The organism is Malikia spinosa, assembly GCF_002980625.1.
In the GTDB taxonomy this organism is placed as follows: domain Bacteria; phylum Pseudomonadota; class Gammaproteobacteria; order Burkholderiales; family Burkholderiaceae_C; genus Malikia; species Malikia spinosa.
Window position 1 is genome coordinate 31077 of sequence record NZ_PVLR01000001.1, and the last position, 22589, is coordinate 53665.

Below are 22589 nucleotides of genomic sequence, written 5' to 3' on the forward strand. Positions count from 1 at the left end.
CTGGAGCAAAAACAATATGGCCACCTTTCCCGTCACCAAGCGCGGCGCCGAGAAGCTCAAGGCGGAGCTGCAGCGCCTCAAGAGCGTCGAGCGTCCTGCCGTCATCACCGCGATTGCCGAGGCGCGTGCCCAGGGCGACCTGAGCGAGAACGCCGACTACGATGCCGCCAAGGAGCGCCAGGGCTTCATCGAAGGCCGCATCGCCGAGATCGAGGGCAAGCTGTCAGCGGCCCAGGTCATCGATCCGTCCGAGGTCGATGCGGGTGGTCGCGTGGTGTTCGGCGCCACCGTCGAGCTCGAGGACGAGGCCAGCGGCGACGCCGTGACCTACCAGATCGTTGGCGAGGACGAGGCCGACATCAAGCTGGGCCTGATCAACATCTCGAGCCCGATCGCGCGCGCACTGATCGGCAAGGAAGAGGGCGACACGGCCCAGGTCCAGGCCCCGGGCGGCGTCAAGCGCTTCGAGATCGTCGCGGTCCGCTACGCCTGATTCCGGCCACCATGCGTCGGCAATGGCCCTTGCTGCTGGCCGCCCTCTGGTGGGGCGGCTTGACTGCCTTGAGTTTCGTCGCCGTGCCGCTGGCCTTTGCCCATTTCGGCAACCCGGCCCTGGCCGGACCCTATGCGGCCCGGCTGTTCCAGATCCAGTCCTGGGCCAGCCTGTGCGCAGCGCTTGGCCTGCTGCTGTGGGCGCGCGCGCAGACCGCACGCTCGGTCGTGCCGGCCGGCACTGCTGGAACAGGCCTGCTGGCGTCGCTGTTGCCCTGGCTGCTGCTGGCGGCGCTGGCGGCCCTGGTGCAGGAGTTCGGCGTCGCCCAGCGCATCGTGACTGCGCGCAGCAGCGGCGGCGACCTCAGGCTCTGGCATGGTGCAGGCACCGTCTTGGTGCTGCTGCAATGGGGGTGCGCCTTGCGCGTGCTGACCCGGCTGGCTGGCCGCCCTTGAGCCTGGCCTCCAGGCCTGGACTGTGGCCTGCAGACTGCTGCATCGCAACCGCGCGAAGTCAATAAAGTAAGGCCGCCAGCTCAGAAGAGCTGGCGGCCTTTTCAATCGCTAACGCTGATTAGGACTCAGCGGATCACGGCGATCGCGTCGCGCTTGCCACCCTTGTAGGTGTAGAGCGTCAGCGCGCCGTTCTTGATGTCGCCCTTTTCGTCGAAGCTGATCGGGCCCATGACGCCGCCGAAGGCCTTGGTCTTGGCCAGTTCAGGCAGGTACTTGGACGGCTGGGCCGAGCCGGCGCGCACCATCGCATCGACCATCACGTTGACAGCGTCGTAGACATAGGGCGCGTAGAGCTTGACGTCGTCGTTGAAGCGCTTCTGGAAGCGTACGCCGAAGTCGGCAGCGGCCTTTTTCTGGTCGCCCTCGACACCACCGGCTTCGGCGCAGACCACCTGGCCGTCGGCCATCGCGTCGCCCGCGAGCTTGGGCAGCTCGGCGGTGCAGATGCCGTCGCCGCCCATGAACTTGGCATTGATGCCGAGCGACTTCATCTGCTTGAGCATCGGGCCGCCGACCGAGTCCATGCCGCCGAAGAACACGACATCGGGCTTCTTGCCCTTGAGCGTGGTCAGGATCGCCATGAAGTCGGTGGCCTTGTCCGAGGTGAACTCGCGGCCGACGATGGTGGCACCAGCGGCCTTGACCGCCTTCTCGAACTCGTTGGCCACGCCCTGGCCGTAGGCGGTGCGGTCGTCGATCACGGCGACGCTCTTGCCCTTGAGCTGGTTGACCGCGTAGCGGCCCAGCGTGCCGCCCAGGTGGACGTCATCGGCCACGACGCGGAAAGCGGTCTTGTAGCCCTGGCGGGTGTATTTCGGGTTGGTCGAGGAGGGCGAGATCTGCGGGATGCCGGCGTCGCTGTAGATCTTGGAGGCCGGAATCGTGGTGCCCGAGTTCAGGTGGCCGATCACGCCATTGACCTTGGAGTCGACCAGCTTTTGCGCGGCGGCCGTGGCCTGCTTGGGATCGGCGGCATCGTCCTCGGCCACCAGCTCGAACTTGACGGCCTTGCCGCCGATCTTGACGCCCTTGGCGTTGAGCTCCTCGATCGCCAGACGGGCGCCGTTCTCGTTGTCCTTGCCCAGGTGGGCAATGGCGCCGCTGGTCGGGCCGACGTGGCCGATCTTGACCACTTCCTGGGCGCTGACCGAGCCGAAGGCGGCGGCCATGGCAGCGAGAACGGTGAGTTTCATCTTCATTTGCATCGCGACTCCTGTTGAAGCTAAAGGGGGTACTGAATGGGTCCAGATCAGGTCGATACCTTACATGCAATTTCCGGGCCCGCGCGCCTGCCAGGTTCGGGGTTTACCCTGAAACTGTGCCTGCAGCGTTCGCACCGCCCATGAAAAACGGCACCCGGATCGCTGGAACCGGGTGCCGTCAGTCCGCTGGCCTCGCCTGGGGGCCGGCTCGGAGCGGAAGAATCAGGCCGCGAGCGCGCGCTCGGCCGATTCGAGCGTGTTGACCATCAGCATCGTGATCGTCATCGGGCCGACACCGCCCGGCACCGGGGTGATGTAGCTGGCCACTTGCCGCACGCCGTCGAAATCGACGTCGCCGCAGAGCTTGCCGGCCTCGTCGCGGTTCATGCCGACGTCGAGCACGACGGCGCCGGGCTTGACCATGTCGGCCGTCAGCACATTGCGCTTGCCGACCGCGGCGACGATCACGTCGGCCTGCAGCGTCATGGCCTTGAGGTCGGGCGTCGCGCTGTGGCAGATCGTCACGGTGGCGTTCTGCTGCAGCAGCATCAGCGCCATCGGCTTGCCGACGATGTTGCTGCGTCCGATCACGACCGCGTGCTTGCCCTTGAGGGAGTAGCCGATGCTCTCGAGCATCTTCATGCAGCCGTAGGGCGTGCAGGGCCAGAAGCCGGCCATGCCGGTCATCAGCGCGCCGGCGCTGGCGATGTGAAAGCCGTCGACATCCTTGGCCGGGCTGATGGCCTCGATCACCTTCTGCGCGTCCATGTGCGCCGGCAGCGGCAGCTGGACCAGGATGCCGTGGATGCTGGGGTCGTTGTTGAGCGCTTCGACGCGGGCCAGCAGCTCGGACTCAGTCATGCTGGCCTCGTATTTTTCGAGCACCGAATGCATGCCGGTGTCCTCGCAGGCCTTGACCTTGTTGCGCACATAGACCTGGCTGGCCGGGTTCTCACCGACCAGGATCACGGCCAGGCCGGGGGTCAGGCCCTGGGCCTTGAGCGCGCTGACGCGCTCGGCGACCTGGGTGCGCAGCTGGCGCGAAAGGGCATTGCCGTCTATCAGTTGTGCAGTCATTCTTGGGCGGACTTTCAGTTCTTGGCAGGGGCCTGGCCGAGCGCGATCTTGAGCAGATCGGCCACGGTCGCGGCGTTGAGCTTTTCCATGATGTTGGCGCGGTGCGCCTCGACCGTCTTGATGCTGATGCCGAGGTCGTCGGCGATCTGCTTGTTGAGCCGGCCGGCCACGATGCGCTCGAGCACCTGGGCCTCGCGCGAAGTCAGCTTGGCGATCAGCGCCTCGCGGTTGGCCACTACCTGTTGCGCCGCGAACGATTCACGCGCCCGGTCCAGCATGCGCTCGACCAGCGGCAGCAGATGCTCCTCGTTGAAGGGCTTCTGGATGAAGTCCAGCGCGCCTTTCTTCATGGTCTCGACCGCCATCGGCACGTCGCCGTGGCCGGTGATGAAGACGATCGGCAGCGGCGACAGGCGCTCGATCAGGCGGTCCTGCAGTTCCATGCCGCTCATGCCGTCCATCCGGATGTCGGCGATCAGGCAGGCAACCTCGCGCGGATCGAAGCGGCTCAGGAAGGATTCCGCCGACTCGAAGCAGCGGACGCGGTAGTCCTTGCCTTCTAGCAGCCATTGCAGCGAATCGCGTACTGCCTCATCATCGTCCACGACATAGACCGTGCCCTTTTTAGGGATCAAACTCATCTTATTCTTTCGCTATCAGGCCGGCGGGGGGAGCCGGCGTTGTCGTTTCAGCATCGCTTCGAGGGGGCTCGGTGACCGGGATCCAGAAGCTGAACTCGCAGCCCACGATACCATCGGGATTGTAGAGGTTTCGCGCCTGCAGCCGGCCGTGATGGGCCTCCACGATCGAGCGGCACAGCTTGAGGCCGATTCCCATGCCCTCGGCCTTGGTGCTGTAGAAGGCCTCGTAGATGCGCTCGAGCATTTCGGGCGGCACGCCCTGGCCGGTATCCTGCACGCAGAATTCGACCACGGCTTGCTGCTCGACCTGGCGCTGGCTCACGCGCAGCTCGACATGGCGCATGACCGGAGGCCGCTGCGCCTGCTGGATCGATTCCCCGCCGTTCTTTATCAGGTTGATCAGCACCTGCTCGATCAGGATCGGGTCGACCATCAGCGCCGGCATTCTGGCGGCCAGATAGCAGTTGAGCCGGATCTGGTGCCGCCGCAATTCGATCTCGGCCAGCTCGGTCGCGTTGCCCACCATCTGCGCCACATCGGACAGCGTCACATTGGGTTCGCTGCGCTTGACGAAGGCACGGATGCGCTGAATGATCTGGCCGGCCCGCTGCGCCTGCTTGATGGTCTTCTCGAGCGCGCCGAGCAGTTCTTCCTCGTTGATCTGCTGGCGCTTGAGGCGCGAGATGATGCCGCTGCAGTAGTTGTTGATCGCGGTCAGCGGCTGGTTGAGTTCATGCGCGACGCTCGACGCCATCTCGCCCATCGTGATCAGGCGGCTGGCGGTCTGGGCGCGCTCGGCCTGCTGCGCGCCGAGCTCCTCGGCATGACGGCGCGCGGTGATGTCGCTGGCGATCACCATCTGCGCCATCCGTCCGTCGACCCAGGTCAGGTAGCGCGTGCGCACTTCCAGCCATTTCTCGAGCTCGGGCAGCCAGATTTCGGCGCTGCCGCCGTTGTTGCCGTTGCCGCCGAAGGCCGGCGCCTCATCGCCGGGTTCAGGCTCGGCCTCGGCCACTGCGGCTTCCTGCTGCGCCTGGGCCGAGCGGGGCGCGATGCAGGCCAGGTCCAGCAGCTGGCGGTGCCCGTCGCCGCGCTGCCCGAGCCAGTTGCGGTACATCTTGTTGGCAAACAGCAGCTCGACGCTGCCGAGCGGGGCGACCGAGATCGCCGTGTCCAGGCTGTCGAGCACGGTGGCAAAGCGTTCGTAGGAGGCGCTGAGCTCCTCGCGCACCCGCTTGGGTTCGGTGATGTCGGTGATCGAGGTCATCCAGCCGGTCTGGTGGCCGTCGGGCGCGATCAGCGGCGAGATATACATGCGCGCGTTGAACAGACTGCCATCTTTGCGGCGCAAGCGCATCTCGAAGCCGCTGGGCGAATAGCGCCCGTGCAGCTCCTCGTAGAGGATCTTCCAGAGTGTCTCGTGGTCTTCTTCCGGCCAGTAGCGGTAGGGCGGCCCGGTGTTGACCAGGTCCTCCTCGGTCCAGCCCGTCATGCGGCAGAACGCCGGGTTGACATAGGTGATGCGGCCCTCGAGGTCGAGCGCACGCATGCCGGTCAGCATCGAGTTCTCCATCGCGCGCCGGAAATTGGTCTCGGTCAGCAGCGCCTGCTGCGCCTGTATCCGCCGCCGCGAATGGCGCCAGTTGGCCAGCAGCATCCAGACTGTCAGCAGGCTCAAGGCGCCCAGGGTCCAGAACAGCGCGCGACCGGGGCCGTCCTGCGAGGTGCGATAGGCCTGGGCCTGCAGCGTCAGCCGGCCGTCCTGGGGTGACAGCGTGACGCGGTAGGCGGGGGGCTCCATCGCCCAGGGCAGGCGGTGCAGCATGGCGCGCTTGCTGTCTTGCTTGACGCCCGCGAGCCGTTCGCCCTGTTCATCGACCAGCGCTACCGCATAACGCGCCAGCGTCGCTTTCGGTACCGCCTGGCGTAGCAATTCCTCGTAGGAGAACTCGGCCAGCACCATGCCCTGGAACAGGTCGCGCCTGGCCAGCGGTAGGGCCAGCAGCAGCGCCGGGCCTTCCTGGCGGCCGAAGTTGGCGTGCAGGAAGACCGGGGTCAGTTGCCGGCGCGCCTGCTCGAAAGCGGCCAGGCGGGCCGGGTGGCTCAGGCGGTTGCGTGCCTCGTGGTCGGGGGTCTCGGGCGCGTCCGGCGCCAGCCGGGACGCAATCACCTCGCCTTGCGCACCGATCCAGCTCAGCGTGGACAGCTCGGGGTATTGGCTGATCAGGATCTCGCCCTGGAATTCGAATTCGAAGGCACCGCTCTTGCGCTGCGACAGATCCTGGGCCACGGCCAGCAATTGCTGCTTGCGGTCCTGCAGTCGCTGGCGCAGCTGCAGTTGCGCGTATTCGACATCGCGCATCACCGCTTCGCGCTCGCGCTCGTACTCCTCGAGCTGGAAATAGATCATCGCGGCCGCGATCGCCGCCAGGAAGACGATCACCGAGACGGCGGGTCCGAACGTGGCGATGCGGTCCTGGCGCAGCGGCGGCAGGCTGCGCCACCAGCGCCGCCAGCTGGCCAGCAGACTGGGAGCTGAAGTGGTGGGGTTGTTGGCAATTGACATCTGGCCCGAGTCTAAGCGAGGCTGTCAGAAGGGATCGAGCGGCCGCCTGAATTTTTCACAATACAAAATCGACATGCATGACTTGAAAATACAAGGAAAGAATGTGAAAATCTGAAACAACCAAAATTCAAACCCCTTTCCCAACCAAGGAGACACCATGTCAGACAGCCAGCAGTTGCCCCAAGGCGGCGCACGCCAGGATATCGATAGTCAGGAAACCCGCGAATGGATGGACGCGCTCAAGGCGGTCATCGGCCAGGAAGGCGCCGATCGCGCCCATTTCCTGATCGAGCAGCTGCTTGAAGAAGCCCGCGCCAGCGGCATCGACCTGCCGTTCTCGGCCAACACGGCCTATGTCAACACCATTCCGCCCGAGCAGGAAGCGCGTTGCCCCGGCAACATCGAGATCGAGGAGCGCCTGCGCTCCTTCATGCGCTGGAACGCGATGGCGATGGTGGTCAAGGCCAACCGCCACAATCCGGAAGACGGCGGCGACCTGGGCGGCCATATCGGCTCCTTCGCCTCGCTGGCCAGCATGTTCGGCGCCGGCTTCAACCATTTCTGGCATGCCGAGAGCGAGAACCACGGCGGCGACTGCCTCTACATCCAGGGCCATGTCTCGCCTGGCGTCTACGCGCGTGCCTACCTCGAAGGCCGCCTGACCGAAGAGCAGCTGCTGAACTTCCGCCAGGAAGTCGACGGCAAGGGTCTGTCGAGCTACCCGCACCCCAAGCTGATGCCCGAGTTCTGGCAGTTCCCGACCGTCTCGATGGGTCTGGGCCCGCTGATGGCGATCTACCAGGCCCGCTTCCTGAAGTACCTGCACGCGCGCGGCATCGCCAACACCGAAAACCGCAAGGTCTGGGTCTTCTGCGGCGACGGCGAGATGGACGAGCCGGAATCGCTCGGCGCGATCGGCCTGGCCGCCCGCGAAGGCCTGGACAACCTGATCTTCGTCATCAACTGCAACCTGCAGCGCCTCGACGGCCCGGTGCGCGGCAACGGCAAGATCATCCAGGAACTCGAGAGCGAGTTCCGCGGCTCCGGCTGGAACGTCATCAAGCTGCTGTGGGGCAGCGAATGGGATTCGCTGCTGGCACGCGACAAGGACGGCGCGCTGCGCAAGTTGATGATGGACACCCTCGACGGTGACTACCAGAGCTTCAAGGCCTTCGACGGCGCCTATGTGCGCAAGAACTTCTTCGGCCGCGATCCGCGCACGCTCGAGATGGTCTCGCACCTGAGCGACGACGACATCTGGGCCCTGCGCCGTGGCGGCCATGATCCGCAGAAGGTGTTCGCTGCCTTCGACCGCGCCGTCAAGCACCAGGGTCAGCCGACCGTGCTGCTGGTCAAGACCGTCAAGGGCTACGGCATGGGCAAGGCCGGCGAGGCCAAGAACACGGTCCACCAGACCAAGAAGCTGACCGACGACGACATCCGCTACATGCGCGATCGTTTCAACATCCCGATTCCGGACAGCGAGCTGGCGCAGATCCCGTTCTACAAGCCGGCCGATGACACCCCGGAAATGCAGTACCTGCACGAGCGCCGCAAGGCACTCGGCGGCTACCTGCCGCACCGCCGCACCAAGGCCGACGAGAGCTTCACCGTGCCGGCGCTGGAGAACTTCAAGGCTGTGCTCGAGCCGACCGCCGAAGGCCGCGAGATCTCGACCACCCAGGCCTATGTCCGCTTCCTGACCCAGCTGCTGCGCGACCAGGCCATCGGCCCGCGCGTGGTGCCGATCCTGGTTGACGAGGCGCGCACCTTCGGCATGGAAGGCCTGTTCCGCCAGATCGGCATCTACAACCCGCTGGGCCAGCAGTACACCCCGGTCGACCGCGACCAGGTCATGTACTACAAGGAAGACAAGGCCGGCCAGATCCTGCAGGAAGGCATCAACGAAGCCGGCGGCATGAGCAGCTGGATCGCGGCCGCCACCTCGTACAGCACGTCGAACCGGATCATGATCCCGTTCTACGTCTACTACTCGATGTTCGGCTTCCAGCGCATCGGTGACCTGGCCTGGGCGGCCGGCGACATGCAGGCGCGCGGCTTCCTGCTCGGCGGCACCTCGGGTCGCACCACGCTCAACGGCGAAGGCCTGCAGCACGAGGACGGTCACAGCCATATCCTGGCCGGCACGATCCCGAACTGCGTCTCCTACGACCCGACCTTCGCGCACGAAGTCGGCGTGATCCTGCATCACGGCATGAAGCGCATGGTCGAGCGCCAGGAGAACGTGTTCTTCTACCTGACCCTGCTCAACGAGAACTACGCGATGCCGGGCCTGACCGCCGGCACCGAAGAGCAGATCATCAAGGGCATGTACCTGTGCAAGCCGGGCGCTGAAGGCGAGCAGCGCGTGCAGCTGCTGGGCTCGGGCACCATCCTGCGCGAGTCGATCGCGGCGCAGGAACTGCTGGCCGCCGACTGGGGCGTGCAGGCTGACGTCTGGAGCTGCCCGTCGTTCAACGAACTGGCCCGCGACGGCCAGAACGCCGAGCGCTTCAACCTGCTGCACCCGCTCGAGACCCCGCAGGTCCCGTTCGTGGCGCAACAGCTGGCCGCTCATGCCGGTCCGGTGATCGCCTCGACCGACTACATGAAGAACTACGCCGAGCAGATCCGCCCCTTCATGCCGCAGGGTCGCAGCTTCAAGGTGCTGGGCACCGACGGTTTCGGCCGCAGCGACTTCCGCAGCAAGCTGCGCGAGCATTTCGAGATCAACCGTCACTTCATCGTGATCGCGGCGCTCAAGTCGCTGGCTGACGAAGGCAAGCTGCCGCTGGCCAAGGTCGCCGAGGCGATTGCCAAGTACGGCATCGACGCCGACAAGGCCAACCCGCTCTACGCTTAAATCCGTGACCTGACGGGACGGGGCGGCTGCCCTGTCCCCAACTGATATCAGAGAGACACAACATGGCAATCATTGAAATCAAGGTCCCGGACATCGGCGACTTCGACGAAGTGGCGGTGATCGAGCTGCTGGTCAAGCCCGGCGACAGCGTCCAGGCCGAACAGAGCCTGATCACGGTCGAGAGCGACAAGGCCTCGATGGAAATCCCGTCCTCGGCCGCTGGCGTGGTCAAGGAACTCAAGGTCGCGCTGGGCGACAAGGTCAAGCAGGGCTCGGTCGTGCTGCTGCTCGAAGTGGCCGGCGAAGCCGCCGTGGCCGCTCCGGCTGCCGCTGCTGCACCGGCTGCAGCCCCGGCTCCCGCCGCAGCCGCTCCAGTCGCCGCTGCGCCTGTCGCGGCCGTGGCTGCCGGTCCGGTCGAGGTGCGCGTGCCCGACATCGGCGACTTCAAGGATGTCGCCGTGATCGAGATCCTGGTCAAGCCTGGCGACAGCGTCAAGCTCGAGCAGAGCCTGGTCACGGTCGAGTCCGACAAGGCCTCGATGGAGATCCCGTCCAGCCACGCCGGCGTGCTCAAGGAGCTCAAGGTCAAGGTCGGCGACACCGTCAACATCGGTGACTTGCTGGCGATCCTCGAAGGCGCCGCTGGCGCTGCTGCCCCCGCTGCTGCTGCTGTTGCTCCGGTCGCCGCTTCGGTGGCCGCACCGGTTGCCGCCGCTGCTCCTGCGGTGACTCCGATCGCTGCTGCTGCAGCCGTGGCCGCCGCCCCGGCGCACAACCCCACCGCCACCCCGGCGCTGGGCCTGCCGCACGCCTCGCCCTCGGTGCGCAAGTTCGCGCGCGAACTCGGCGTGCCGCTGGAAGAGGTCAAGGGCAGCGGTGCCAAGGGCCGCATCACCGAGCACGACATCCAGGCCTTCACCAAGGCCGTGATGGCTGGCAGCGCCCAGACCAAGGCCATCGCTGCCGCGGCGCCCAAGGCGGCTGCGGGTGGTGGTGGTTCCGAGCTGGGCCTGATCCCCTGGCCCAAGGTCGACTTCGCCAAGTTCGGTCCGATCGAGCGCAAGGAGATGGGCCGCATCAAGAAGATCAGCGGCGCCAACCTGCTGCGCAACGCCGTCATGATTCCGGCCGTCACCAACTTCGATGACGCCGACATCACCGACCTCGAAGCCTTCCGCGTTTCCACTAACAAGGAAAACGAGAAGTCGGGCCTCAAGGTCACGATGCTGGCCTTCCTGATCAAGGCCTGCGTCGCTGCGCTGAAGAAGTTCCCCGAGTTCAACTCGAGCCTGGACGGCGACGCGCTGATCTACAAGCAGTATTTCCACATCGGTTTTGCTGCCGACACCCCGAACGGTCTGGTGGTTCCGGTCATCAAGGACGCCGACAAGAAGGGCGTGCTGCAGATCAGCCAGGAAATGGGCGAACTGGCCAAGAAGGCGCGCGACGGCAAGCTGGGTCCGGCCGACATGAGCGGTGCCTGCTTCACGATCTCGAGCCTGGGCGGCATCGGGGGTCGTTACTTCACGCCGATCATCAACGCGCCTGAAGTCGCGATCCTGGGCGTCTGCAAGAGCGAGATCACGCCGAAGTGGGACGGCAAGGCCTTCCAGCCGCGCCTGATGCTGCCGCTCTCCTTGACCTGGGACCACCGCGTGATCGACGGCGCTGCTGCCGCTCGCTTCAACGCCTTCCTGGGCCAGATCCTGGCGGACTTCCGCCGCGTGCTGCTCTGATGCGACACAGGGCAGGGCGGCGGATGACCGCGCCCTGCCCGCTACCGATTAGGAACAAGAAATGGCACTGATTGATATCCAAGTCCCGGACATCGGCGACTTCGACGAAGTGGCGGTGATCGAGCTGCTGGTCAAGCCCGGCGACCGCATCAAGGCCGAGCAAAGCCTGATCACCGTCGAGTCCGACAAGGCCTCGATGGAGATTCCCGCGTCGCACGCCGGCGTGGTCAAGGAACTCAAGGTCGCGCTGGGCGACAAGGTCAAGCAGGGCACCGTCGTGCTGGTGCTCGAAGCCGAAGGCGCTGCTGCAGCGCCGGCTGCGGCACCGGCCGCTCCTGCTGCCGCAGCTGCTACGGTTGCAGCCCCCGCCGCTGCGGTCGCAGCCCCGGCTGCTGCCAGCTTTGGCGGCAGCGCCGACCTCGAGTGCGACCTGCTGGTGCTGGGCGCCGGCCCGGGCGGCTACTCGGCCGCCTTCCGCGCCGCCGACCTGGGCCTGAAGGTCGTGATCGTCGAGCGCTACGCGACGCTCGGCGGCGTCTGCCTCAACGTCGGCTGCATCCCGTCCAAGGCACTGCTGCATGTGGCGGCCGTGATGGACGAGGTCTCGCACCTGGGCGCGCTTGGCGTCGATTTCGGCGCCCCGACCGTCAACGTCGACATGCTGCGTGGTCACAAGGAAAAGGTCATCGCCAAGCTGACCGGCGGCCTCGCAGCCATGGCCAAGATGCGCAAGGTCACGATCGTGCGCGGCTACGGTGCCTTCGTCGGCGCCAACCATGTCGAGGTCGAAGAGACCAGCGGCACCGCGCAGGACAAGACCGGCTCCAAGAAGGTCGTTGCCTTCAAGCGCTGCATCATCGCCGCTGGCAGCCAGGCCGTGCGCCTGCCCTTCATGCCGCAGGACCCGCGCGTGGTCGACTCGACCGGTGCGCTGGCGCTGCAGGGCGTGCCGAAGAAGATGCTGATCGTCGGCGGCGGCATCATCGGCCTCGAGATGGGCACCGTCTACTCGACGCTGGGCGCGCGCCTGGACGTGGTCGAGATGATGGACGGCCTGATGCAGGGCGCCGACCGCGACCTGGTCAAGATCTGGCAGAAGATGAATGCCAAGCGCTTCGACAACATCATGTTGAAGACCAAGACGGTCGGTGCCGAAGCCACCCCAGAAGGCATCAAGGTGCAGTTCGAGGGTCTGGACGGCACCAAGAGCGAAGGCACTTACGACCTGGTGCTGCAGGCGGTGGGCCGCACGCCCAACGGCAAGACGATCGCGGCCGACAAGGCTGGCGTCGCCGTCACCGACCGCGGCTTCATCAACGTCGACATCCAGATGCGCACCAACGTGCCGCATATCTTCGCGATCGGCGACATCGTCGGCCAGCCGATGCTGGCGCACAAGGCGGTGCACGAGGCCCATGTGGCGGCTGAAGTGATCGCCGGTGAACTGCAGGGCAACAAGGAACTGGCATCCGCCGCCTTCAACGCCCGCGTGATCCCGTCGGTGGCCTACACCGATCCCGAAGTGGCATGGGTCGGTCTGACCGAAGACCAGGCCAAGGCGCAGGGCATCAAGGTCAAGAAGGGCCTGTTCCCCTGGACCGCCTCGGGCCGCGCGATTGCCAACGGTCGCGACGAAGGCGTGACCAAGCTGCTGTTCGACGACAGCCCGGAAGCGCATGGCCACGGCAAGATCCTGGGCGGCGGCATGGTCGGTACCCACGCCGGCGACATGATCGGCGAGATCGCGCTCGCCATCGAGATGGGCGCGGATGCGGTCGACATCGGCAAGACCATCCACCCGCACCCGACGCTGGGCGAAAGCATCGGCATGGCGGCGGAAGTCGCGCACGGCTCCTGCACCGACTTGCCGCCTAGCAAGAAATGATGCGCTGAAGCGCGAGAGCGCTGCGCCGCTTCAGCCATACAGCCGCAGCCCGGGCTACCGCGCTGCGGCTTTCTTCATTGGTGGATGAGCGTGCCCAGACCTCGTTGGCTCATGAAGGATTTGCACTTGCTTCTGTTTTTAGAGTATAAGCAGGGAAGATCCAGCCAGCTATAATGCAAGGCTAGTCAAAATTCCCATCCCAGAAGCAAGCCATGAACCAGTACAGCCTGTTTGACGAACGCAAGGCCGCGCAGGCTGCGGCGTACCTGCTGTTTCGGGCTGGCGGCCAGTTGCCCATCCTCAAGTTGATGAAGCTCCTTTACCTGGCCGAACGCGAGTCGTTCAAGCGCTACGGTGATTCCATCACTGGAGATCGCCTGGTCTCGATGCCGCATGGTCCGGTTCTTTCTAGAACATACGACCTCAGCGGAGGTTGCGAGTCTTCGAGAGAAGGCGGCTGGGACACCTGGGTGGGTGACCGTTCTGGTTACGATGTGGCGCTCAAGGATGCCAGCATGATCCGCTCGCCCGAGCAAGATCTGCTCGTCTTGAGCGACAGCGATCTCGAGTGCCTAGCAGAGACTTGGAAGCAGTTCGGTCATTGGGACAAGTACCGGTTGCGAGACTATACCCATACCGATGCTTGCCCGGAGTGGGTTGACCCCTTGGGCGGCAGTCACGACATCCCCTATGCGCGTCTGCTCAAGGCAGTAGGTCACAGCCCAGCGCAAGTCGAGGCCTTGTCCCGTCGGTTGCACGAGCAACGTTACATTAATCAAGCATTCGTCTGAGCGTGCAGGGCTGGCGTTGTGCCAAGGGGGAGTCGCTGCTGATTCCCTCGGGACCGGGCGAAAAACGGCACTTGTTCGCCATCTTGCTCGATCCCGTTCCGGTCGAAGGCTATGGATCGAAGCCGCTGGTTCTGCTGGCTTCGGTCGTGAGCATCAAGCCTGGCCTCGTCGTCGATGAGAGCTGCTTGCTCAAGCCTGGAGACCACCCCTTCATACGCCATGACAGCTTCGTCGATTACCGCTTCACCCGTCTGGAGCAGGCAGAGCATGTCGAGGCGAGGGTGTCTGAAGGGATTTTTGATGTCAAGGAACCATGTTCTCCCGAGTTGATCCAGCGCATCTTCGAGGGAGCCCTTAAGTCAACACGCATCTCGAGGGAGTACAAGATGATTCTGAGGAAGCTGGTGTAACTGGCCTGGTGCTTCCCGGCCAGCAGACGCTGGCATGGTGGCCGTAGTGGCGCACGATTCGCGCTTGCTGATTTTTATAGTGCTGGCAAGCCGCCTCGGTGCTTGCCAGCCCAGCTCAAGACCGGTGCATCAGCGCACCAGCAACACCGGCACCTTGCAGTGTGCCAGCACCTGGGTCGCCACCGACCCCAGCACCAGGTTGCCCAGCGCGCCATGGCCATGCGAGCCCATCAGCACCAGATCGAAGCTGCCGTCGGTGGCGGCCTTGGCAATCAGCTCGCCGGCCGGCCCGACCTGGTGCTTGACTTCGGGTCTGATGCCGTTGCTTGCCAGGTAGGCCAGCACCGGCCCGTCGACCTTGGCCGCTTCCTCCTCGTAGTAGCCATTGGCCACATCATGGCCAACCGCGGCCCGGGCCCGCGGCGGCAGGGCAGCCACCGCGGTAAAGACCATGAACTGATTGTGCGGTCCGAACAACTCGGGGTGCGTCGTCAGGTAGGCCAGCATTTTCTGGGTGAACAGGCTGCCGTCAACGGCAAGCAGGATCTTCATGACAGTGCTCCGGTAAGGTGGACAGGGGGTGCTGGATCAGCCGGGCCATCAGGTGTTGGGAGCGGTCTTGGCGCTCCAGATCATGGTGATGGCCAGTATGCCGAGCACCACAGCCAGCGACACGGCCACCGGGATCTTGAAGATGTCGATCAGCAGCATCTTGCTGCCGATGAACACCAGGATCACTGCCAGGCCATAGTTCAGCAGATGGAAGCGGCTGGCGGCGGCTTGCAGCAGGAAGAACATGGCGCGCAGACCCAGGATGGCGAACACGTTGCTGGTCAGCAGCACGATGAACGGGTCCTTGGTGATGGCAAAGATGGCCGGGATCGAGTCAACCGCAAAGATCACGTCGGTCAGGCCGACCAGGGCCACCACCATCAGCAGCGGGGTGGCGATCTTCTTGCCGTTCTCGACAGTCCAGAACTTCTCGCCTTCATAGTGCTGGCTGACCGGCAGCAGCTTGAGCGCCGGGTTGTCCTCCAGGTCGGACTCCTTGCCAGCGGCCCACCACATCTTGATGCCGGTCAGGATCAGGAAGGCGCCGAACAGGTACAGGATCCAGTGGAACTGGGCCAGCAACCAGCCGCCGACCAGGATCATCACGGTGCGCAGCACGATGGCACCGATGATGCCGATCATCAGCACCCGCTTCTGGAATGCCGGGGGGACGGCAAAGTAGCTGAAGATCAGCAGGAACACGAAGATGTTGTCGACTGCCAGGCTTTTCTCGATCAGATAGCCGGTCAGGAACTCGAGGGACTTCTCGTTGGCCAGCGCGACAGAGCCAGTGCTGTCCTTTACCGCCCACCAGAGCAGACTGTTGAACAGGAAGCTCAGGACCACCCAGACCAGCGACCACTTGAGCGCCTCTCGCACGCCCACGACATGGGCGCCCTGCTTGCTCAGGACCACAAAATCGACGAACAGAGAGGCCAGTACGAAGCCGGCAAACGCCATCCATAGCCAGAGGGGAGCGATGGTTTCCACGGAAGAAGTCCTTGCAGCAAAGGTGTTGAACAACACCCGCAAGGTCTTGCAACCGCCGGCTCATGAGCCGGGAGGGACAGATCCGGCGCCCCGCTGGTGAGCGGGCCACGTATTGACGGAAGCTGTCACCAGCGCATCCGTTTCAGCCGGATTGGCTGGCTTGCTACTCCCCTCGAGGGAACTTGCATTGTCAGCCTGATGCCGGGAGCGTGGAAAGCTGACGAACCTTCAGGAAAAGACGGAGGATCACGTCACAGGTCCTGGCAAGCGGGGCATGTCTTTTTTCGCCGCACATGGGGCCGGCAAGAAAAAACCGCCTGCGGGCTGGCCCGAGGCGGTTGTTTCGGCGGTGCGGCCAGATGCCGACGGCGGCTTTCAGCGCGGCAAGGGCAGGGGAATGCTGCCCGCGCCAGCGTCGACCCGACGCGCGCCGTTGAAGCGCTTGACCCAGTAGCTCTGGCGCATGTCCTCGACCCGCACCTGCGCACCGCTGCGCGGGGCATGGATGAACTTGTTGTCGCCGATGTAGATGCCGACATGGCTGAACGCCGAGCGCATGGTGTTGAAGAACACCAGATCGCCCGGCTTGAGCTCGTCCTGGCTGATGGTCTGGGTCGCGCGCGCCTGTTCGGCAGCGCGGCGCGGCAGCACCATGCCCAGGGTCTGCTCGTAGATTGCGCGCACGAAGCCGCTGCAGTCCACGCCGTCCTCAAGATCGTTGCCACCGTACTTGTAGCGCACGCCAAGGAAGCCCATGGCGTTGACGACCAGCTCGGAGGCGACCGAGCTCATGTTCTGGCGCACGCCTTCAAGGCGTGACATCAGCCCTTTGCTGGCCACCAGCTCGCCCACGGGGTCGGCCTGGCTGGCGGGCTCGGCAGCGGCAAGGCCGCAGACCGAGGCGAGAGCGATGGCAATGATCAATGAACGCATTCCTTCATTCTAACTGGTGGACATGACAGCATGGTTAAATTGCGCCTCGTAACAAACCCGTGATAACCCGGAGAAAAACCTATGTTGTTGGACGCTGAAGAAAGTCAATTGCTGTTGGTCGATTACCAGCCGCGCATGCTCAAGGCGCTGCACCAGGGCGAGGAGGCGCTGGCGCGCGCCGTGCTGCTGGCCGAGGTCGCGCAGATCCTGGGCGTGCCGGCCTGGGGTACCGAACAGAACCCCGAGGGTCTGGGTGCCATGACGCCCGAGCTGCAGCCGCTGCTGCAAGCGACCTTTCCCAAGATGGCTTTCGATGCCACCCAGTCCGACCTGGTGCAGGCGCTGCGCCCGCCGGCGCGGCCCCAGCGCACCGGTGGCAACGCCCGCAGCCTGCCCAAGCACCTGCAAAAACCGCAGCAACCGGAGGCGCCGGGTCGCAACGTCATCGTGCTGGCCGGCTGCGAGGCCCATATCTGCCTGTTGCAGACCGCGCTCGGCCTGCTCGAGCAGGAGTTCGATGTCTGGGTCGTGACCGATGCCTGTGCCTCGCGCCGCGAACGCGACCGCGATGCCGCCTTCGACCGCCTGGCCGGCAACGGAATCGAACTCGTCACGAGCGAGATGGTCATCTACGAATGGCTGGCTGACGCCGACCACCCCGATTTCCGCACCATCTTGCAGCGGGTCAAGTAAGCCCGGCTGGCCCGGCTGGGGCCAGCCGGGCCGGTTCCGTTCGCTTCAGGACTGATCGGGCGGAGTCAGCTTGTCAGCCCACTGCAAGCAGGAGATTCATAATTATGAATCTATTATTTTTCATTCCGCACCGCGGAAACTGCTGGAGACTGACATGCCTGCTTCCCAAAACTATGAAGCGTTCTTCCGCCGCTCGATCGATGATCGAGATGCCTTCTGGGCCGAGCAGGCGCAGGGGGTCGACTGGCACCAGCCCTACGACCGCGTTTGCAACTACGACCGTCCGCCGTTTGCGCGCTGGTTCGAGGGCGGCCAGACCAACCTCTGCCACAACGCGGTCGACCGCCATCTGAAGGATCGCGCCGAGCAGAACGCGCTGATCTTCGTCTCGACCGAGACCAACGTCGAGAAGGCCTACAGTTTCCGCGAGCTGCACGAGGAAGTGCAGCGCTTCGCCGCCATCTACCAGGCGCTCGGGGTGAAAAAGGGCGACCGCGTGCTGATCTACATGCCGATGATCGCCGAGGCCTGCTTCGCGATGCTGGCGGCGGTGCGCCTGGGTGCGGTCCACACCGTGGTGTTCGGCGGTTTTGCCAGCCATGCGCTGGCGAGCCGGATCGACGACGCCACGCCGACCGTGATCGTGAGTGCCGACGCCGGCATGCGCGGCGGCAAGGTCGTGCCCTACAAGCACCTGCTCGACGAGGCAATCGAGCTGGCCGCGCACAAGCCCGCCAGCGTCGTGATGGTGAACCGCGGCCTGGCCGATCTGGCGCCGGTGGCCGGTCGCGATGTCGACTACGCCACGCTGCGTGCCCAGTACCTGGACACCCCGGTGCCTTGCGAGTGGGTCGATTCCACCCACCCGAGCTACATCCTCTACACCTCGGGCACCACCGGCAAGCCCAAGGGCGTGCAGCGCGACACCGGCGGCTATTGCGTGGCGCTGGCCGCCTCGATGAAGCATATCTACCAGGGCGAGCCGGGCGAGACCTTCTTCTCGACCTCGGACATCGGCTGGGTGGTCGGTCACAGCTACATCATCTACGGCCCGCTGATCAACGGCATGGCCACCATCATGTACGAAGGCCTGCCGACCCGGCCCGACGCCGGCATCTGGTGGAGCCTGGTCGAGAAATACAAGGTCAGCGTGATGTTCAGCGCCCCGACCGCTGCCCGTGTGCTGAAGAAACAGGACCCGGCCTATCTGACGAAGTACGACCTGTCCAGCCTCAAGGCCTTGTTCCTGGCCGGCGAGCCGCTCGACGAGCCGACCGCGACCTGGATGGCCGACGCGATCAAGAAGCCGATCATCGACAACTACTGGCAGACCGAAACCGGCTGGCCGATCATGGCGATCTGCAACGGCGTCGAGCCGGCACCGACCCGCTTCGGTTCGCCCGGCAAGGCGGTCTACGGCTTCGACGTGCGCCTGATCGACGAGGTCACCGGCGAGGAAATCACCGAGCCTGGCAAGAAGGGCGTGATCGCGGCCGAGGGCCCGCTGCCGCCGGGCTGCCTGCAGACGATCTGGGGTGACGACGCGCGCTACGTCAAGACCTACTGGAGCAGCATCCATGGCCGCACCATGTACAGCACCTTCGACTGGGGCGTCAAGGATGCCGACGGCTACTTCTTCATCCTGGGCCGCACCGACGACGTGATCAACGTCGCCGGCCACCGCCTGGGCACGCGCGAGATCGAGGAGAGCATCTCCAGCCACGCCAACGTGGCCGAGGTCGCGGTGGTCGGCATGGCCGACCAGCTCAAGGGCCAGGTCGCGGTCGCCTTCGTGGTGCTCAAGGACGCCTCGCGCGCGGTCGATGCCGCCTCGGCACGCGAGCAGGAACTCGAGATCATGAAGACGGTCGACGAGCAACTCGGCGCGGTCGCGCGTCCGGCCATGGTGCGCTTCGTCGGCACGCTGCCCAAGACCCGCTCGGGCAAGCTGCTGCGCCGCGCGATCCAGGCCGTCTGCGAAGGCCGCGACCCCGGCGACCTGACCACGATGGACGATCCGGCGGCACTGCAGCAGATCAAGGACCAGTTGGCCTGATCCGGCGGCTGCTTCCTGCGGGCTGTCTACCCCGTATAAACCACGACTGCTGGAGCCGGCCTGGGGCCGGCATTCATGCTATCTTCATGCGCTGGGCGTATCGAGCGAGTTACGTCCATCGACGAACAGTGGCACAATCCGGGGTTGCTTCAGTTCCTTCCAGTCACTGTCGCATCCGCCAACCGGTCCAGCCGTGTCGCGGAAGGTTTTTTTACCAGCTAATGTTTCCCCGAGGGAAACGGAGGTCAGCGAATCCATGAGCCAGACGAACGACGTCTACACCGCCTACAGCGGTAACTCTTATCTCTTCGGCGGCAACGCGCCCTATGTCGAAGAGATGTACGAAAACTATCTGGCCGATCCGACCAGCGTGCCCGAGAACTGGCGCGAGTACTTCGATGCCCTGCAGCATGTGCCTGCCGTCGACGGCAGCGATGCCCGCGATGTGCCGCACCTGCCGGTCATCAATGCCTTCGCCGAGCGCGCCAAGAGCGGTGTGACCCAGACCGTGGTCGCCAGCGTCGACGCCGAAATGGGCCGCAAGCGCACCTCCGTGCAGCAGCTGATTGCCGCCTACCGCAACGTCGGCCAGCGTTTCGCTGACCTCGACCCGCTCAAGCGCACCGAGCGCCCCAGCATCCCTGAGCTCGATCCGGCCTTCTACGGCCTCAACAGTGCCGACCAGGAAACCGTCTTCGATGTCAGCAACACCTTCTTCGGCAAGGACAAGATGTCGCTGCGCGAGCTGCTCAATGCGCTGCGCGAGACCTACTGCAGCTCGATCGGCATCGAGTTCATGCACACGACCGACCAGACGCAAAAGCGCTGGTGGCAGCAAAAGCTCGAGACCGTGCGCGCCAAGCCGGCTTTCAATGCCGACAAGAAGCGCCATATCCTGGACCGCCTGACCGCGGCCGAAGGCCTTGAGCGCTACCTGCATACCAAGTATGTCGGCCAGAAGCGCTTCTCGCTCGAAGGCGGCGAGAGCTTCATCGCCTCGATGGACGAGCTGATCCAGCAAGCCGGCGCCAAGGGCGTGCAGGAAATCGTGATCGGCATGGCCCACCGCGGCCGCCTGAACGTGCTGGTCAACACCCTGGGCAAGATGCCCAAGGACCTGTTCGCCGAATTCGATCACACCGCACCGGAAGACCTGCCGGCCGGTGACGTCAAGTACCACCAGGGCTTCAGCTCGGACATCAGCACCATCGGTGGCCCGGTCCACCTGAGCCTGGCCTTCAACCCGTCCCACCTCGAGATCGTCAACCCGGTGGTCGAAGGCTCGGTGCGCGCGCGCATGGACCGTCGCGGCGACAAGGTCGGCGCCCAGGTGCTGCCGGTGCTGGTGCACGGCGACTCCGCCTTCGGCGGCCAGGGCGTGAACCAGGAAACGCTGGCGCTGTCCGAGACCCGTGGCTACACCACGGGCGGCACCGTCCACATCATCATCAACAACCAGATCGGCTTCACGACCTCGGACCCGCGCGACCTGCGCTCGACCCTGTACTGCACCGACATCGTCAAGATGATCGAGGCGCCGGTGCTGCACGTCAACGGTGACGATCCGGAAGCCGTGGTGCTGGCAACCCAGCTCGCGCTCGAGTACCGCCTGGAGTTCCGCAAGGATGTCGTGATCGACATCATCTGCTTCCGCAAGCTCGGCCACAACGAGCAAGACACCCCGGCGCTGACCCAGCCGCTGATGTACAAGAAGATCGCAGCCCACCCCGGCACGCGTCGCCTGTACGCCGACAAGCTGGCCGCCCAGGGTCTGGGTGACTCGCTGGGCGACGACATGGTCAAGGCCTATCGCGCCGCGATGGACGAAGGCCGCCACACCGTCAACCCGGTCATCAGCAACTTCAAGAGCAAGTACGCGGTCGACTGGAGCCCGTTCCTGGGCAAGAAGTGGACCGATGCCGCCGACACCGCGATCCCGCTGACCGAGTGGAAGCGTCTGGCCGAAAAGCTGACCACGATTCCCGCCAGCGTCAACCCGCACCAGCTGGTCAAGAAGGTCTATGACGACCGCGCTGCCATGGGCCGGGGCGAGGTCAACGTCGACTGGGGCATGGGCGAGCACATGGCTTTCGCCTCGCTGGTGGCTTCCGGCTACCCGGTCCGCCTGTCGGGCGAGGACTGCGGCCGCGGCACCTTCACCCACCGTCACGCCGTGATCCATGATCAGAAGCGCGAGAAGTGGGACGAGGGCACCTACGTGCCGCTGCAAAACGTCGCCGACAACCAGGCGCCGTTCGTCGTGATCGACTCGATCCTGTCGGAAGAGGCGGTGCTGGGCTTCGAGTACGGCTACGCCGGCTCCGAGCCCAACACGCTGACGATCTGGGAAGCCCAGTTCGGCGACTTCGCCAACGGCGCCCAGGTCGTGATCGACCAGTTCATCGCTTCGGGCGAAGTCAAGTGGGGTCGTGCCAACGGCCTGGTCATGATGCTGCCGCACGGCTACGAAGGCCAGGGCCCCGAGCACAGCTCGGCCCGCCTCGAGCGCTTCATGCAGCTGGCGGCCGACACCAACATGCAGATCGTGCAGCCGACCACGGCCAGCCAGATCTTCCATGTGCTGCGTCGCCAGATGGTGCGCAACCTGCGCAAGCCGCTGGTGCTGTTCACCCCGAAGTCGCTGCTGCGCAACAAGGACGCGACCTCGCCGCTGACCGAGTTCACCAAGGGCAGCTTCCAGACCGTGATCCCGGAGCAGAACGCCGAGGTGGTCAAGAACGCCGCCAAGGTCAAGCGCGTGATCGCCTGCTCTGGCAAGGTCTACTACGACCTGGTCAAGAAGCGCACCGAGAAGGGCTCTGACGACGTGGCCATCATCCGCGTCGAGCAGCTCTATCCCTTCCCGCACAAGGCCTTCGCTGCCGAGCTCAAGAAGTACCCGAACGCGAGCGATCTGGTGTGGTGCCAGGACGAGCCGCAAAACCAGGGTGCCTGGTTCTTCGTGCAGCACTACATCCACGAGAACATGCTGGCCGGCCAGAAGCTGGGTTATTCCGGCCGTGCCGCCTCGGCTTCGCCGGCCGTGGGCTACTCGCACCTGCACCAGGACCAGCAGAAGGCCCTGATCGAAGGCGCATTCGCCAAGCTCAAGGGCTTCGTGCTGACCAAGTGAACCAGTGGGGCGCCCCCGGAGGGCGCCCCTTCGCATACCTGACAAGAGGAAGA

The 22589-nt window shown here is 64.9% G+C and carries 18 protein-coding genes; 10 read left to right on the plus strand and 8 right to left on the minus strand.

Annotation, left to right across the window (positions count from 1 at the left end; all coding sequences use genetic code 11):
• Positions 1 to 16 precede the first annotated feature (16 nt).
• Both greA and C6P61_RS00145 read left to right on the plus strand, forming a co-directional pair.
• Positions 17 to 493, plus strand: a complete 477-nt coding sequence (gene greA / locus C6P61_RS00140; RefSeq protein WP_105727896.1) for a transcription elongation factor GreA — start codon at positions 17 to 19, stop codon at positions 491 to 493.
• Between the two features lie 11 nt (positions 494 to 504).
• On the plus strand, positions 505 to 948 hold the full coding sequence (locus C6P61_RS00145; RefSeq protein WP_105727897.1) for a DUF4149 domain-containing protein: 444 nt from the start codon (positions 505 to 507) through the stop codon (positions 946 to 948).
• Positions 949 to 1073: 125 nt separating this feature from the next.
• Here the strand turns inward: C6P61_RS00145 and C6P61_RS00150 are convergent, their stop codons facing one another.
• The 4 genes from C6P61_RS00150 to C6P61_RS00165 all read right to left on the minus strand — a co-directional run bounded on the left by C6P61_RS00150 (position 1074) and on the right by C6P61_RS00165 (position 6494).
• Positions 1074 to 2207, minus strand: a complete 1134-nt coding sequence (locus C6P61_RS00150) for a branched-chain amino acid ABC transporter substrate-binding protein (RefSeq protein WP_371416992.1) — start codon at positions 2205 to 2207, stop codon at positions 1074 to 1076.
• Between the two features lie 225 nt (positions 2208 to 2432).
• On the minus strand, positions 2433 to 3287 hold the full coding sequence (folD, locus tag C6P61_RS00155; RefSeq protein WP_105727899.1) for a bifunctional methylenetetrahydrofolate dehydrogenase/methenyltetrahydrofolate cyclohydrolase FolD: 855 nt from the start codon (positions 3285 to 3287) through the stop codon (positions 2433 to 2435).
• 14 nt (positions 3288 to 3301) lie between these two features.
• A complete protein-coding gene (locus tag C6P61_RS00160) occupies positions 3302 to 3928 on the minus strand; it encodes a response regulator transcription factor (protein WP_105727900.1) in 627 nt (208 codons plus the stop codon).
• A 1-nt stretch (position 3929) separates the two neighbouring features.
• Positions 3930 to 6494, minus strand: a complete 2565-nt coding sequence (locus C6P61_RS00165) for a PAS domain-containing sensor histidine kinase (protein WP_105727901.1) — start codon at positions 6492 to 6494, stop codon at positions 3930 to 3932.
• Positions 6495 to 6651: 157 nt separating this feature from the next.
• Between C6P61_RS00165 and aceE the strand changes: the two genes are divergently transcribed.
• The 5 genes from aceE (at position 6652) to C6P61_RS00190 (ending at position 14179) form a co-directional block, all read left to right on the plus strand.
• Positions 6652 to 9357, plus strand: a complete 2706-nt coding sequence (gene aceE / locus C6P61_RS00170; RefSeq protein WP_105727902.1) for a pyruvate dehydrogenase (acetyl-transferring), homodimeric type — start codon at positions 6652 to 6654, stop codon at positions 9355 to 9357.
• A 62-nt stretch (positions 9358 to 9419) separates the two neighbouring features.
• Positions 9420 to 11093, plus strand: coding sequence for a dihydrolipoyllysine-residue acetyltransferase (gene aceF, locus C6P61_RS00175; RefSeq protein ID WP_105727903.1), 1674 nt, complete (start codon positions 9420 to 9422; stop codon positions 11091 to 11093).
• A 61-nt stretch (positions 11094 to 11154) separates the two neighbouring features.
• Complete coding sequence (lpdA, locus tag C6P61_RS00180) at positions 11155 to 12978, plus strand: dihydrolipoyl dehydrogenase (RefSeq protein ID WP_105727904.1); 1824 nt, start codon at positions 11155 to 11157, stop codon at positions 12976 to 12978.
• Between the two features lie 212 nt (positions 12979 to 13190).
• On the plus strand, positions 13191 to 13769 hold the full coding sequence (locus C6P61_RS00185) for a Panacea domain-containing protein (protein WP_105727905.1): 579 nt from the start codon (positions 13191 to 13193) through the stop codon (positions 13767 to 13769).
• Between the two features lie 2 nt (positions 13770 to 13771).
• On the plus strand, positions 13772 to 14179 hold the full coding sequence (locus C6P61_RS00190; RefSeq protein WP_105727906.1) for a hypothetical protein: 408 nt from the start codon (positions 13772 to 13774) through the stop codon (positions 14177 to 14179).
• Positions 14180 to 14308: 129 nt separating this feature from the next.
• On the opposite strand, the gene C6P61_RS00195 is transcribed toward C6P61_RS00190, so the two are convergent.
• From C6P61_RS00195 to C6P61_RS00205, 3 genes are all read right to left on the minus strand, one after another.
• On the minus strand, positions 14309 to 14731 hold the full coding sequence (locus tag C6P61_RS00195; RefSeq protein WP_105727907.1) for a universal stress protein: 423 nt from the start codon (positions 14729 to 14731) through the stop codon (positions 14309 to 14311).
• A gap of 48 nt (positions 14732 to 14779) precedes the next feature.
• Positions 14780 to 15721: a TerC family protein gene (locus C6P61_RS00200; protein WP_105727908.1), complete on the minus strand. Its 942-nt coding sequence runs from the start codon at positions 15719 to 15721 to the stop codon at positions 14780 to 14782.
• A 375-nt stretch (positions 15722 to 16096) separates the two neighbouring features.
• Positions 16097 to 16654: a C40 family peptidase gene (locus C6P61_RS00205; RefSeq protein ID WP_105727909.1), complete on the minus strand. Its 558-nt coding sequence runs from the start codon at positions 16652 to 16654 to the stop codon at positions 16097 to 16099.
• Positions 16655 to 16735: 81 nt separating this feature from the next.
• On the opposite strand from C6P61_RS00205, the gene C6P61_RS00210 reads away from it, so the two are divergent.
• A complete protein-coding gene (locus C6P61_RS00210; protein ID WP_105727910.1) occupies positions 16736 to 17347 on the plus strand; it encodes an isochorismatase family protein in 612 nt (203 codons plus the stop codon).
• Between the two features lie 142 nt (positions 17348 to 17489).
• A complete protein-coding gene (locus C6P61_RS00215; RefSeq protein ID WP_280524097.1) occupies positions 17490 to 19403 on the plus strand; it encodes a propionate--CoA ligase in 1914 nt (637 codons plus the stop codon).
• 84 nt (positions 19404 to 19487) lie between these two features.
• Here C6P61_RS00215 and C6P61_RS17855 read toward each other — a convergent pair whose 3' ends face one another.
• On the minus strand, positions 19488 to 19661 hold the full coding sequence (locus tag C6P61_RS17855; RefSeq protein ID WP_161125761.1) for a hypothetical protein: 174 nt from the start codon (positions 19659 to 19661) through the stop codon (positions 19488 to 19490).
• Here C6P61_RS17855 and C6P61_RS00220 point away from each other — a divergent pair.
• Complete coding sequence (locus C6P61_RS00220) at positions 19660 to 22536, plus strand: 2-oxoglutarate dehydrogenase E1 component (protein ID WP_105727912.1); 2877 nt, start codon at positions 19660 to 19662, stop codon at positions 22534 to 22536. The two genes, C6P61_RS17855 and C6P61_RS00220, sit on opposite strands and share 2 nt — an antisense overlap.
• Positions 22537 to 22589: the final 53 nt, after the last annotated feature.

Excerpts from the sequence above, each read along its gene's own strand:
- greA (WP_105727896.1), top strand. The coding sequence starts at position 17 with ATGGCCACCTTTCCCGTCACCAAGCGCGGCGCCGAGAAGCTCAAGGCG.
- C6P61_RS00145 (WP_105727897.1), top strand. The coding sequence starts at position 505 with ATGCGTCGGCAATGGCCCTTGCTGCTGGCCGCCCTCTGGTGGGGCGGC.
- C6P61_RS00150 (WP_371416992.1), bottom strand. The coding sequence starts at position 2,207 with ATGAAGATGAAACTCACCGTTCTCGCTGCCATGGCCGCCGCCTTCGGC.
- folD (WP_105727899.1), bottom strand. The coding sequence starts at position 3,287 with ATGACTGCACAACTGATAGACGGCAATGCCCTTTCGCGCCAGCTGCGC.
- C6P61_RS00160 (WP_105727900.1), bottom strand. The coding sequence starts at position 3,928 with ATGAGTTTGATCCCTAAAAAGGGCACGGTCTATGTCGTGGACGATGAT.
- C6P61_RS00165 (WP_105727901.1), bottom strand. The coding sequence starts at position 6,494 with ATGTCAATTGCCAACAACCCCACCACTTCAGCTCCCAGTCTGCTGGCC.
- aceE (WP_105727902.1), top strand. The coding sequence starts at position 6,652 with ATGTCAGACAGCCAGCAGTTGCCCCAAGGCGGCGCACGCCAGGATATC.
- aceF (WP_105727903.1), top strand. The coding sequence starts at position 9,420 with ATGGCAATCATTGAAATCAAGGTCCCGGACATCGGCGACTTCGACGAA.
- lpdA (WP_105727904.1), top strand. The coding sequence starts at position 11,155 with ATGGCACTGATTGATATCCAAGTCCCGGACATCGGCGACTTCGACGAA.
- C6P61_RS00185 (WP_105727905.1), top strand. The coding sequence starts at position 13,191 with ATGAACCAGTACAGCCTGTTTGACGAACGCAAGGCCGCGCAGGCTGCG.
- C6P61_RS00195 (WP_105727907.1), bottom strand. The coding sequence starts at position 14,731 with ATGAAGATCCTGCTTGCCGTTGACGGCAGCCTGTTCACCCAGAAAATG.
- C6P61_RS00205 (WP_105727909.1), bottom strand. The coding sequence starts at position 16,654 with ATGCGTTCATTGATCATTGCCATCGCTCTCGCCTCGGTCTGCGGCCTT.
- C6P61_RS00210 (WP_105727910.1), top strand. The coding sequence starts at position 16,736 with ATGTTGTTGGACGCTGAAGAAAGTCAATTGCTGTTGGTCGATTACCAG.
- C6P61_RS00220 (WP_105727912.1), top strand. The coding sequence starts at position 19,660 with ATGAGCCAGACGAACGACGTCTACACCGCCTACAGCGGTAACTCTTAT.
- C6P61_RS17855 (WP_161125761.1), bottom strand. The coding sequence starts at position 19,661 with ATGGATTCGCTGACCTCCGTTTCCCTCGGGGAAACATTAGCTGGTAAA.